The following is an 11,682-nucleotide window of genomic DNA, read 5'->3' as shown; positions in this document are numbered from 1 at the left end:
CAGTCGCACGGCCCAACGCACCAATTGCTGCGCGTTTTCGGCGTTTCTAGACTGGTTGCATCGTCGTGACCACCCCGCATTCGAACCCCAATCCGCCCCAGGAGACAGCCATGCCCCACGTCGCCCTCGCCCTCGACACCGCACCGAGCGCTTCCCGCGCGGCCGGCGAACCGGCCGCCCGGCTGTCGCCGCTCGACGCCGTGATCGAGACGGTTGCCGCGCGCCGCGAAGAATTCGACCGCCTGTCGCACGTGCCGCGCGACGTGATCGCCTTGTTCAAGGAGGCCGGCATCTATCGCGCGGGCACGCCGCGCCGCTTCGGCGGCGATGCGCTCGCGCCCGCCGCGTTCCTCGACATGATCGAACGGATCGCGACTGCCGACGGCTCGGCCGCGTGGGTCGCGAGCTTCGGCTCCGCGAACGTGTATCTCGCCGCGCTGCCGCTCGACACCCAGGCCGAACTGTATGCGAGCGGCCCCGACCAGGTGTTCGCGGGCGGCCTGTTCCCGGTGCAGCCGGCCCAGCCCGCAGCGGGCGGCTGGCGCGTGAACGGCACGTGGAAATTCGCGAGCGGCTGCAAGGGGGCCGACTGGCTCGGCGTCGGCATCGCCGTGCCGGGTGCGCAGGACGCCGCGCCGAACAAGCCGCGCACGGCCGTGTTCCGTGCCGCCGAAGTCGAGATCGTCGAGAACTGGAGCGTGGTCGGCATGCAGGGCACCGGCAGCCACGACCTGCGCGTGGACGACCGCTTCGTGCCCGAAGCATGGACCTTCGTGCGCGGCGGCGAGCCGACCGTCGACGAGCCGCTGTACCGCTATCCGACCGTCGCGTATGCGGCGCAGGTGCTGGCCGTCGTGAACCTCGGCCTCGCACGCGCGGCGCTCGACGTCGTGAACCGGATGTCGGGCGGCCGGCAGACGACGACGGGCGCACCGCGCCTCGCCGATCGCGCGTACTACCGCATCGAACTCGCGAAGGCCGAAGCGCAACTGCGCTCGGCGCGCGCGTTCTTCTACGACGCAACCGACGGGGTGTGGCAATCGATCCTCGCCGGCAACCCGGTGACGCCCGACCAGGTCAGCCTGCTGCGGCTCGCGGCCACGCAGATCGCACGCGAAGGCGCGAGCGTCGTCGAACGCGCGTACCGCCTCGGCGGCACGGCGGCGATCTATCGCACGCACCCGCTGCAGCGGCTGCTGCGCGATGCGATGGTCGTCACGCAGCACGCGTTCCTCGGCGAAGGCAACTTCGACGGCGCCGGCGCGGTGTTCACCGGCGTCACGCCGTTTCCCGGCTACCTGTAACCCGCGTTTGCCCGAAGCCTTTTTGAACACGCATGACGCCGATGCCGAAGCACCTTCGCCGGCCGGCTCGTCCCCTCAACCGTTTCCTCCGGAGAACCTCAGATGTCCGATTCGAATCCGCTGCCGCTGCGCGTCCTGTTCTGCTGCGGCGTGTCGCAAAACTTCTTCGACCTGCCGCGCGAGAAGATCGGCGAGGTGTGGCAGGCGTACGGCGCGATGCTCGCCGCCGTCGAAGCGATGCCCGGCGTGCGCGTGCTCGGCGTGATGGATGACGACCGCCTCGTGGTCGGCCAGGCCGACGGCGCGCCGTGGACCTTCTACATCATGGCCGACGTCGCCGACTTCGACACGACGGTCGCCGTGTGCAACCTGTATCGCACGACGCCGGTCGGCGAATACAACCTGTGGCGCTACGGCAAGATCGAGGCGCGCGTCGGCCGTGCGCTGACGGTGCCGCCGGCCGCGAAGCCGGCGGCGTGAGGCGCGCGATGACCGCCCCGTCTCCCGGCCTGATCGATGCGCTCGCGCAGCGCCTGGCGGCGCTCGACGCCGAGCGCGCGGTGCGCGCGACGATCACGCGCTACATGGCGCTGTGCGACGTGCCCGAGGATGCAGGCGACGGCCCGGCGCTCGCCGGGCTGTTCACGCCCGATGCCGTGTGGGAAGGCATCGGCCCGCAGTATGCGCGCAAGTTCGGCCGCCTCGAAGGCACGGCCGCGATCGTCGCGATGCTGGGCCGCTACCTGCCGCCCGATCCGCATTTCGCGGCGAACCTGCACTTCCTGACCTCCGAGTCGATCGAGATCGGCGCCGGCAACGCGAGCGCGCGCGGCCGCTGGATCATGCTGCAGGCGTCGCGCTACGCGGACGGCTCGGCCGAACTGATCGCCGCGCGGCTGACCGTCGATTTCGCGCCGGCCGGCGACGGCTCTGCGTGGCTGATCCGCCATTTCCGCACCGAACGCGTGCTCGACGGCCCCTGGCCGATCGCCGCCGCGCCACGGTCCTGATGCTTTCCAACGCTTGCTCACGATACCGACCATGACAGGCTTCATCGACACCTTCACGCTCGGCGGCCCCGGCCCCACGATCGCGATCAAGGACACGATCGACATCGCAGGCTATCCGACCCGCGCGGCGAGCCGTGCGCTCGCCGACGCCCCGCCGGCCGTGCAACACGCGGACGTCGTCCGCCTGCTGCTCGACGCGGGCTGGCAGATCGCCGGCAAGGCGAACATGCACGAGCTTGCATTCGGCATGACCGGCATCAACGACTACACGGGCACGCCGGTCAATCCGCAGGACGCGACGCGCATTCCGGGCGGCTCGTCGAGCGGCTCCGCTTCGCTCGTCGGACTCGGCATGGTCGATGCGGCGCTCGGCACCGACACGGGCGGCTCGATCCGCGGGCCGGCTGCCTGCTGCGGCGTGGCCGGACTGAAGCCGACGTTCGGCCGCGTGTCGCGGCGCGGCGTCGCGCCCGCCGAAACGACGCTCGATTGCGTCGGGCCGTTCGCCCGCGATATCCGCACGCTGGTTGCGGCAATGGCCGCGATCGCGCCGGGGTTCGATCGTGCACAAGCGGCTGCCTCGGCGGCAGGCTGTACGGTGGCGCACGTCACGGTCGATGCCGACCCGGCCATCGCCGCCGCGCTCGACGCGGCCGTACGCGCGTCGGGCCTGCACGCGCACGCGGTCGTGCTCGACGAAATGCCGGCTTCATTCGCCGCAGGGCTCACCGTGATCAACGCGGAAACGTCGCGCGCATTCGGCCATCTCGTCGAAACCGGCAAGCTCGGCGCCGACCTCGATGCACGATTGCGTGCGGCCGCGACGACCACGCCTGCGGCATTGAAGGAAGCCGAAGCCGTGCGCGCACGCTTCACCGCACAGGTCGACGCCGCGCTCGAGCGTGCGGACGTGCTCGTGCTGCCGACGCTGCCCGCGCTGCCGATCACGCTGCAGCAGGCGCGCGATGGCGTATCGGTGATCGCGATGTCGTCGCTGATCCGGCCGTTCAACCTGAGCGGCCATCCGGCACTCAGCCTGCCGCTGCCGCTCGCCGGTTCGCCGCTGAAGGCCGGCCTGCAAATCATCGGCCGCAAGGGGGCGGACGAACATGTCTGCGCCATTGCGGCACACTTCGAAGCGGCACTCGCCTCATGAACCACGATGCGGGCGCGACATCGTCGGATGCGCGCTCGCGAACCACGGAAGCACACACCATGTCAGACCGAGTCGTCCTCGTCACCGGCGCCGCGCGCGGGCTCGGCGCCGTCATCGCCGAACGTTTTCATGCGGCCGGCTACCGTGTCGCGCTGGCCGATATCGCCGCCGACGCCATTGAGGCGCACGCACGCGAACTCGACCCGAGCGGCGAACGCGCGATCGCGCTGCCGCTCGACGTCACGTCGAAACGCGATTTCGAAGCCGCGCGCGATGCGCTCGTCGCGCGCTGGGGCGCGATCGACGTGCTCGTGAACAACGCGGGCGCATCGAAGGTCGTCCCCGCGATGGAGATCACGGCCGAGCAGTTCGACCAGGTGATCGACGTGAACCTGCGCAGCGTGCTGTTCGGCTGCCAGGTGTTCGGCCAGTACTTCGCGACACGCGGCGCGGGCCGCATCGTCAACATCGCGTCGCTCGCCGGGCAGAACGGCGGCTCGGCGACGGGCGCGCACTACGCGGCCGCCAAGGGCGGCACGCTGACGCTCACCAAGGTGTTCGCGCGCGATCTCGCTGCCCGCGGCGTGACCGTCAACGCGATCTCGCCGGGCCCGCTCGACTTGCCGATCGTGTATGAAAGCGTCGCGCCGGAGAAGCTGCGTCAGGTGCTCGCGAGCCTGCCGGGCGGCAAGCTCGGCTCGGCCGGCTTCGTTGCGGATGCGGCCGTGCTGCTCGCGTCGGGCGACGCGCATTTCGCGAACGGCGCATGCTGGGACATCAACGGCGGGTTGTACATGCGCTGAGCGCTGAGCGCCGTGCATTGCGTTAGCGCGTCGCCGAAGCTCCGGCGACGCGCTAACGCGACGCTTCCCCGTCGTCGCCCCACACGACCATCACGTCGCGCACGAGCGCGGCGATCGACGTCGCGCCGAGCTTCTCCTTGATGCTCGCGCGATGCACGTCGACGGTCTTCACGCTGATCGACAGATCCGACGCGATCTGCTTGCTGCCCTTGCCGTCCACCACGCCGCGCAGCACTTCCTTCTCGCGCGCGGTCAGCGCATCGAGCCGCTGGCGCAGTTCGCGGTGACGCTGGCCCACCGCATGCCGCTGCTGCGCGAGCCGCAGCGCGCGTTGCACGCGCTCGAGCATCTGCTGCGAGTTGTACGGCTTCTCGACGAAATCGATCGCGCCGTTCTGCAGCGCACGCACGGACATCGGGATATCGCCGTGCCCGCTGACGAAGATCACCGGCAGCGTCGCGCCACGCGCGTTCAGTTCCGCCTGCACGTCGAAGCCGCTCTTCTCCGGCATCCGCACGTCGAGCACCAGGCACGCAGGCAGGTTCACGTCGAAGCGCGCGAGGAAATCGGTGGCGTTCGCGAACCCCTCGGACGCGATGCCGACCGATTCGAGCAGCCACGCGAGCGACGTCCGCATGCCGTTGTCGTCGTCGACGATGTATACGATCGGTGCGGGTGACGTCATCGCGGGTGTCTCATTGAATATCAGTATCGGTATCGCACGCGCCGCATACGGGGCCGGTTCCGGCTCGTCGCGCGCGTCGTTCGCTGGGGGTGTGCGGCACATCATAACGAGCCGAAAACCCGCTGAAAACCCCTTCACGTGCCGCATGAACGTGCAATCTCCGATATTTTCGCGCGGTGCGGCGCGCATCTAGGTAGAACCTTTAGACGCGTTGGCGAGAACGCCATCTCCATCGTCAATCGTGCGAATGGTCGCCGGCATTTTCGCGTCGTACGCTTGGATCATCGTCGGCGATCCGCGCTGCACCGGCAGCGCCACGCGATCGCCGCATTCGTCCAACCAGGAGCGCCCATGTCTTCCACGACCGATATCCAGCGACCGGCACGCGTCGAACCGACCGACGCACAGAAGGCCTTCCGGCAAGCGATGGCCCACCTCGGTGCGGCCGTCAACGTGATCACCACCGCCGGGCCGCACGGCCGCTGCGGCATCACCGCGAGCGCCGTGTGCTCCGTCACCGACACGCCGCCGACGCTGCTCGTGTGCCTGAACCGGTCGAGCGCGATGCGTGCGACGTTCGAACGCAACCGCCACGTCTGCATCAACGTGCTGCCAGCCGAACACGAGCAGCTCGCGCGGCATTTCGCGGGGCTCACCGACCTGCCGATGGAGCGGCGCTTCGACCTGCCCGTGTGGGATCGCGGCGAGCAGGACGTGCCCGTGCTGCGCGACGCGCTCGCGAGCCTGCAGGGCACGATCGCCGACATGAAGGAAGTCGGCTCGCATTCGGTGATGTTCATCGAGGCGACGTCGATCCGCGTGCGCGACGACGGCGACAGCCTGATCTACTTCAGCCGTGCGTTCCATCGCGTGTCGCGCACCGCGTGCGTGCGGTGAATGCCGCCTCTCGCGCGTGATTACGCGGCGGCACGCAACGCGCGCTGCCCGGCCGCGAGCGCGGCGCCCGCGAACAGCGTCAGCGCCGAGTACACGAGCCCGCGCGCGAGCCCTGCACTGTCCGACACCCAGCCGATCGCGACCGGCCCGGCGATCTGCCCGAATGCGAAGACCGTCGTGAACGCGCTGATCCCCTTCGCCCAGCCGTCGGGCGGCAGGTTGTGGCGCACGAAGGCCGTCGTCGACGCGACGGCCGACAGGAACGTCGCGCCGAACAGCACGCCCGACGCGAACGCGGCCACCGGATGCACGAACATCGCCGGCATCAGCGTCGCGATGCCGAGCAGCGCGTTGAGCACGGCAAGCGCCTGGCCGCCGCGCATCCGGTCGAGCAGCCCCGACCACAGCCGCGCCGACACGACGGTCGCGACGCCGAGCATCACGTAGAACGCGGCGACCACCGTGCCGCTCATTCCCGCGCCGCGCAGCAGCGCGACGATGAAGGTCATGTAGCCGATATAGCCGACGCCGAACAGGCCGTAACCGGCCAGCGCGAGTGCGAAGCGCGCGGGGCTCGCGGTCGCGGCGGGCGCCGCACCGTCCCGCGGTACGGTCGGAGCCGCATGCACGCGCTCGATGCGGCGTGCAGCCGACACGGCCACCGCCGAGAACAGCACGCACGCGAACGCGAGCGCGAACCACGCGGGCTGCCAGCCATGCACACCGCGTGAGAGTGTCGCCGGCACGAGCAGCGACGCGGCGACGATGCCCCATCCGGTGCCGCCGTAGTAGAGGCCGAGCAGCAAACCCGCGTCGCGCGGCGATGCAGATGCGAGCCGCGCGGCCAGCACGCCGCCGCTGATGAAGATCAGCGCGCTGCCGACGCCGGTCGCGAGCCGCTGCACGAGCAGCGCGTGCATGCCGGACGTGAGCCCGCACGCGGCCATCAGCAACGCGGTCAGCACGCACCCGGCCGCGAGCAGCGAGCCGGCTCGCCAGCGCCGCGACAGCAACGGAAACGCGAGGGCACCGACCAGGTAGCCGGCCGCGTTCGCCGTGTTCAGCGCGCCGGCCTGCGCGAACGTCCAGCCGAGATCGGCCTTCATCGGCGGCAGCAGCAGCGCATACGAAAAACGCGCGAGGCCGAGCGCGATCGCGCTGCCGAGCGACAGGCAGATCGCGAGCCGCCACGCGGCGATGCGATCGGGGTCACGGTCACGGTCCGGGTAGGTGCTGGTCGCGCCGGTGCCCGGCCGCGACGGGCCGGCATGTTCCGGTTGCGGCGCTGCGCGCATCGCGTGTCTCCTGTGTCGTTCGAAGCCGCGACGCATCGTGACGGCGGCACCGGTGTTCCGCACGCGGCGATCCCGACTGTCGAGGCTTCCGATTCTGTCGAGCGATCATACTTGAGCCGTCGCGGGCCGGCATGCGTGGCCAACAGGAACCCGGCCGCAGCAGCCGGATCGTCCATGCCTCGCCCGCCGCGGGCCGTCGCGCGAGCAGGTCGGCAATTTGCCCGCGCTACCGCCGCAATCCGGCCATAAAAGCGGTCAACAGCGCGCGTCCCTCGGGCCATTCCCCCAATCCCGCTTCCGTATTGAGATGGCCGCGCGCGCCGAGCAGCAACGGCGTCGCGCCACGCTCGCTCGCCCACGCAATACCGCGCCCGGACGGGTCGTACCCGTCATCCGAACTGGCGGCCGCCAGCACCGGCGCGTCACCGAAATCGCCGCCCGGTACATCCGCGAACGCCCTGGCCGCAACCGGAAAACGCGGGCCGCCCGGATCGGGCACCGCCGCGAGCCACACACCGCGCACGACGCGCGTCGACGCCGCACGCCAGTGCGCGAACAGCAGGCAACCCAGCGAATGACAGATCAACACCGGCGGCGTCGCGGCTTGCGCAACGGCTTCATCGAGCGCCGCCATCCAGTCGCGCAGGTCGGGCGCATCCCATGACGCCGGCGCCATGCGCACGGCGCCCGGCAGCGCGGCCTCCCAGTGGCTCTGCCAATGATCCGGTCCCGAGTTGCCGATCCCCGGCACGATCACGATCGTCTGGTCCATCTCCGTCTCCATGAATAAGCGAGCTCGCAGTCTGGCTTGCCGGCAACCGGCCGGGAATGGCAAATCATCGGATATTGAGACAATATGCCGATGAATTAACGGAACGGGAAAGCGGACATGTCGAACGGAGAGCTCGATCGCCTGGATCTGTCGATCCTCGAGGCGCTGCAGGAAAACGCGCGGATGCCGCTGTCCGAAGTGGGGCGCCGTATCGGCCTGTCGCAGCCGGCCACGTCGGAGCGCGTCAAGCGCCTCGAAGAGCGCGGCATCATCTCGGGCTATGGCGCACGGATCGACCCGGCCGCGCTGGGGTTGGGGATGATGGCCATCATCCGGTTGAAGACGACGCACGAACACATCAAGCCGGCGCTGCGCGCGTTCGGGGAAATGCCGCACGTCATCGAGGTCCACCGGATGACCGGCGAGGATTGCTTCCTGCTGAAGGTCCTGGTGCCGACACCGGGACAACTGGAAACCATCATCGATGCGATTGCCCGCTTCGGCGCGGTCACGACGTCGCTGGTGCTGCGGTCCGAGCCGGCCAAGCCGCTCGGCAAGGCGCTGCTCGGTTGACACGGGCGTCGAGCCGCCGACGCGCCGCCGATGATCGACGACACGTTCACGCGCATGCACGGTCGCGGCGAACGCCTTCGATCACGATGATCGCGGCGATTGAATTCCCGATGAAAAATCGCCGGATGCAATGCATCGATCGAGATTCGATTTCATTGAAAAAATGACATCGAATCCGTCATTCGCTTTATCCCTGTATTACGGCACGTGATCCACAAATCCGCCGTGTTTAGCACGTCTCGGCTAAAAACCTTGCAACGCATTGCTTTCGCAAATTCGTCAGACTAATATCAACGCCACTCGCCGCGCATTCACGAAATGCGTGATGAGGAGTGGCAACTTTTTAGCCGCGCTTTCATGTTGAATCACTCATGTTCACCACAGGAGAATTGACATGCAGGACACTCAGCAGATCGAATTGCTTGACTGGATGCAGGAAGACACGCACCCCGAGGCCGTCGACATGATGGTCGAGGACGCCGTGGTGCCGTTCGGCACCGCGCTCTGGCCGGTCTGAGCGGGCCACCCGTTCTCGCGGAAGGGCTGCGGCCCTTCCGCCGTTTCCGGAGACACGCATGCTGAACCTGCACCGCGCACTGGGCTTCCACCCCGCGCTGCGCGACAAGCTGGCGCGCGGCGAGTCGGGAAAACTGCTGGTCGGCCATGACACCCGCAACCGCGACATCGCGTTGCGCGCGTTTTCCGCCCTGCCCGATTCGCTCGACGCGACCACACTCTGCCTCGAAAGCACCCCACCCGCCGACATTGCCGCCGCGCTCGATCGTGCCGATCTGTTCGTGCTGCTGTACGACTCGTCGTGCCTGCCCACGCCGTCGCCGAGCGGGCCGCCGTTCCTCGCCGCGATCCGTCCTGCGATCGTCGAGCACTGGAGCAAGTCGGTGCTGTTCAAGGATTACGGACCGCATCTCGACGAGGCGTTCGCCGAATCGCTCGACGACATCGCGGCGCGCAACGGCCGGCTGATCGACGCGGCCGCGCACGCGTCGCAGATCCGCTTCATCGACGAAGCCGGCAACACGCTGACGGGCTCGCTTGCGCCGGACCAGAAATGGACGAGCGTGGACGGAATGGGCAACCTCGACGTCGTGCCCGGCGAGATCGCGACGCACGTCACCGACCTCAACGGCTCGGTCGTCTTCAGCGGCACGTTTCTCGGCACCGTGCCGTTCGCGATCAAGTACAAGGTGGCCGAGCAGCTCGCCACGCTGCGGGTCGAGAACAGTACGATCGTCGGGTTCGACACCGGCAACGAAGGCTTCCGGCGCGACTTCTCGACTTATCTCGACCGGCATCCGAATCACCGGCGGATCGAGGAATTCGGCATCGGCACGAACCTCGGGATTCGCGGGCTGTACGGCCGCAACGCGGGGTTCGAGGAACGCCATCCGGGCCTGCACCTCGGGCTCGGCGGCGGCGAAAACGGCAGCCATCATCTCGACCTGATCTTCGCGCGCGGCACGCTCGCGCTCGACGAGCGGATCGTGTTCGACGGCGCGTTCGCCGTCTGACGAAACGGCTGCGCGCTCAGGCTTCGGCGGCCTGCGGGTCGCCGAGCCACTTGTACATGACCAGGCTGTCGACGAAGCCGAGCCGCGCGTGACGATACGCACGCGGCAGGCGTCCGACGATTTCAAATCCCAGCTTCTGCCACAGCGCGACCGCCACCTCGTTCGTCGACACCACCGAGTTGAACTGCATCGCGAGGAAGCCGCGCTCGCGCGCGACCTGCTGCGAGTGCTCGCACATCAGGCGCGCGACGCCACGGCCGCGCGCGGCCTCGCTCACCATGTAGCCGCAGTTGCTCACGTGATTGCCGGGGCCGCCTGCGTTCGCCTTCAGGTAGTACGAACCCAGGACCACGCCGTCCTCTTCGGCGATCCACGTGCAGAGCGGCGCATCGAGCCACAATGCGCGCGCCGCTTCCTGTGTGGGCGCAGGATCGAATGCGTAGGTTTCCTGAGCAGCGACGATGGCGCGATAGGTCGGCCAGAAGCGCGGAAAGTCGTCGTCGGTCATCGGGCGAATCGTGATCATGCGGGCTCTCTCGTGATTGGACTGTCGGCAGGAATGCCAGCGATCGTACCGTGATTCAGGAACGGCCGCCTTCCCGTTGCGCCGCGCTGCGATATGCGCCCGGCGGCACGCCGTACCAGCGCTTGAACGCCTGCGAGAAGCTCGACAGGTCGCTGAAGCCGAGCCGCTCCGCCACTTCGGCGAGCGACAGGCGCGCGTCGCCGAGCAACGTCTCGGCCATCGCGCCGCGCGCTTGCGCGAGCAACGCCCGGAACGTCGTGCCCTCCTCGTGCAGCCGGCGCTTGAGCGTGCGCGGGCTCGTGTTCATCAGCCGCGCCATGTCCTCGAGCGAGAACGGCGCGGGGCCGGGCGTCGCGCTCAGGTACTGGCGCACCATCTCCGACGTGCCCACGCGCGCACGCCGTGCTTCGAGCAACTGGCCGCACATCTGTTCGCACATCGACACCGTCAGCGGATTCGCGTGCGGCAGCAGCCGGTCGAGAAACACGCGGTCGAAAGCGAGGCTGTTCGCGCGCGCCGAAAAGACCGGCTCGACGCCGGCGATGCGCGGCACCGCCATGGCGGGCGTGCGCGCCGCCTGCACCGTGAAGCGCGACAACGCGAATGTGTCGTCGCCGATTTCCTGCAGCAGCACGGCCGCGGCCGCCATGTCGCGCTCGACGAGGAACCGGCTCAGCGGGCCATCGAGTTCCGGCGCGCCGAAACCGAGCTCGCACGTGCCGTCTTCCTCGCGGTAGGTGATCACCGTGAACGCATAGGTAAGCGGCAGGAAGCGCAGCGCCAGCGCGAGCGCGTCGCGTGCGGTCGCGCTGGCGATCAGCCCGTAGCCCCACACCCCGTACGCGGAGAAGTGATAGCGCCGGCCGACCTCGAACCCGAGGCCCGGCGCGCGCCCGAGCGCGCGCAGCAGGTTGCCGGTCAGCCGCAATTCCTGCGCGGCCGTCACCTCGACTTTCGGATCGTCGAGCTGCGCGTCGGCGAGCCCGGTGCCGGCCAGCAGCGTCGTGTGCGGCACGCCACGTTCGTCGCCGAAATCGACCAGCAGCCGGGCACTGGCCGGACTCCGGGTGAAATCCCAGAAGCTCATGCGGAGAAACCCTCGAAGCGCCGATTTGGCCCAAATACTAAAACA

14 protein-coding genes are annotated in these 11,682 nt (G+C 68.8%); 9 read left to right on the top strand and 5 right to left on the bottom strand.

Annotated features, from left to right (window positions below; genetic code table 11):
- Positions 1 to 110 precede the first annotated feature (110 nt).
- From LXE91_RS28530 to LXE91_RS28510, 5 genes are all read left to right on the top strand, one after another.
- Positions 111 to 1,304 carry an acyl-CoA dehydrogenase family protein gene (locus LXE91_RS28530; protein ID WP_039364099.1) on the top strand — a complete coding sequence of 398 codons (1,194 nt, stop codon included), beginning with the start codon at positions 111 to 113 and terminating at the stop codon, positions 1,302 to 1,304.
- 102 nt (positions 1,305 to 1,406) lie between these two features.
- Positions 1,407 to 1,784 carry a hypothetical protein gene (locus LXE91_RS28525; protein ID WP_011356094.1) on the top strand — a complete coding sequence of 126 codons (378 nt, stop codon included), beginning with the start codon at positions 1,407 to 1,409 and terminating at the stop codon, positions 1,782 to 1,784.
- Positions 1,785 to 1,792: 8 nt separating this feature from the next.
- Positions 1,793 to 2,314, top strand: coding sequence for a nuclear transport factor 2 family protein (locus tag LXE91_RS28520; protein WP_039364096.1), 522 nt, complete (start codon positions 1,793 to 1,795; stop codon positions 2,312 to 2,314).
- A 31-nt stretch (positions 2,315 to 2,345) separates the two neighbouring features.
- Complete coding sequence (locus LXE91_RS28515; RefSeq protein ID WP_039364093.1) at positions 2,346 to 3,470, top strand: amidase; 1,125 nt, start codon at positions 2,346 to 2,348, stop codon at positions 3,468 to 3,470.
- 59 nt (positions 3,471 to 3,529) lie between these two features.
- Complete coding sequence (locus LXE91_RS28510; RefSeq protein WP_039364228.1) at positions 3,530 to 4,273, top strand: SDR family NAD(P)-dependent oxidoreductase; 744 nt, start codon at positions 3,530 to 3,532, stop codon at positions 4,271 to 4,273.
- A gap of 52 nt (positions 4,274 to 4,325) precedes the next feature.
- Here LXE91_RS28510 and LXE91_RS28505 read toward each other — a convergent pair whose 3' ends face one another.
- The gene (locus tag LXE91_RS28505) at positions 4,326 to 4,958 is read right to left on the bottom strand and encodes a response regulator transcription factor (RefSeq protein ID WP_039364091.1); all 633 of its coding nucleotides are present in this window, start codon (positions 4,956 to 4,958) and stop codon (positions 4,326 to 4,328) included.
- Between the two features lie 351 nt (positions 4,959 to 5,309).
- Between LXE91_RS28505 and hpaC the strand changes: the two genes are divergently transcribed.
- Positions 5,310 to 5,855, top strand: a complete 546-nt coding sequence (gene hpaC, locus LXE91_RS28500) for a 4-hydroxyphenylacetate 3-monooxygenase, reductase component (RefSeq protein WP_039354714.1) — start codon at positions 5,310 to 5,312, stop codon at positions 5,853 to 5,855.
- Between the two features lie 20 nt (positions 5,856 to 5,875).
- Here hpaC and LXE91_RS28495 read toward each other — a convergent pair whose 3' ends face one another.
- Both LXE91_RS28495 and LXE91_RS28490 read right to left on the bottom strand, forming a co-directional pair.
- Complete coding sequence (locus tag LXE91_RS28495; RefSeq protein WP_039354594.1) at positions 5,876 to 7,150, bottom strand: YbfB/YjiJ family MFS transporter; 1,275 nt, start codon at positions 7,148 to 7,150, stop codon at positions 5,876 to 5,878.
- Positions 7,151 to 7,376: 226 nt separating this feature from the next.
- Complete coding sequence (locus tag LXE91_RS28490; protein WP_039354593.1) at positions 7,377 to 7,922, bottom strand: RBBP9/YdeN family alpha/beta hydrolase; 546 nt, start codon at positions 7,920 to 7,922, stop codon at positions 7,377 to 7,379.
- Positions 7,923 to 8,039: 117 nt separating this feature from the next.
- Here LXE91_RS28490 and LXE91_RS28485 point away from each other — a divergent pair, with 117 nt between their 5' ends.
- The 3 genes from LXE91_RS28485 (at position 8,040) to LXE91_RS28475 (ending at position 10,024) form a co-directional block, all read left to right on the top strand.
- Positions 8,040 to 8,495 (top strand): Lrp/AsnC family transcriptional regulator, encoded by a 456-nt coding sequence (locus LXE91_RS28485; RefSeq protein ID WP_039354591.1) that lies wholly within the window; start codon positions 8,040 to 8,042, stop codon positions 8,493 to 8,495.
- A 394-nt stretch (positions 8,496 to 8,889) separates the two neighbouring features.
- The gene (locus LXE91_RS28480; protein ID WP_006766865.1) at positions 8,890 to 9,012 is read left to right on the top strand and encodes a hypothetical protein; all 123 of its coding nucleotides are present in this window, start codon (positions 8,890 to 8,892) and stop codon (positions 9,010 to 9,012) included.
- Between the two features lie 58 nt (positions 9,013 to 9,070).
- Positions 9,071 to 10,024 (top strand): M29 family metallopeptidase, encoded by a 954-nt coding sequence (locus LXE91_RS28475; RefSeq protein ID WP_039354583.1) that lies wholly within the window; start codon positions 9,071 to 9,073, stop codon positions 10,022 to 10,024.
- 16 nt (positions 10,025 to 10,040) lie between these two features.
- Here LXE91_RS28475 and LXE91_RS28470 read toward each other — a convergent pair whose 3' ends face one another.
- Together LXE91_RS28470 and LXE91_RS28465 are read right to left on the bottom strand one after the other, a co-directional pair.
- A complete protein-coding gene (locus tag LXE91_RS28470) occupies positions 10,041 to 10,550 on the bottom strand; it encodes a GNAT family N-acetyltransferase (RefSeq protein WP_039354581.1) in 510 nt (169 codons plus the stop codon).
- 55 nt (positions 10,551 to 10,605) lie between these two features.
- On the bottom strand, positions 10,606 to 11,637 hold the full coding sequence (locus tag LXE91_RS28465) for an AraC family transcriptional regulator (RefSeq protein WP_039354578.1): 1,032 nt from the start codon (positions 11,635 to 11,637) through the stop codon (positions 10,606 to 10,608).
- Positions 11,638 to 11,682: the final 45 nt, after the last annotated feature.

The sequence above is a fragment of the Burkholderia contaminans genome (assembly GCF_029633825.1).
Lineage (GTDB): Bacteria > Pseudomonadota > Gammaproteobacteria > Burkholderiales > Burkholderiaceae > Burkholderia > Burkholderia contaminans.
This window is presented reverse-complemented; position numbering and strand designations above follow the sequence as displayed.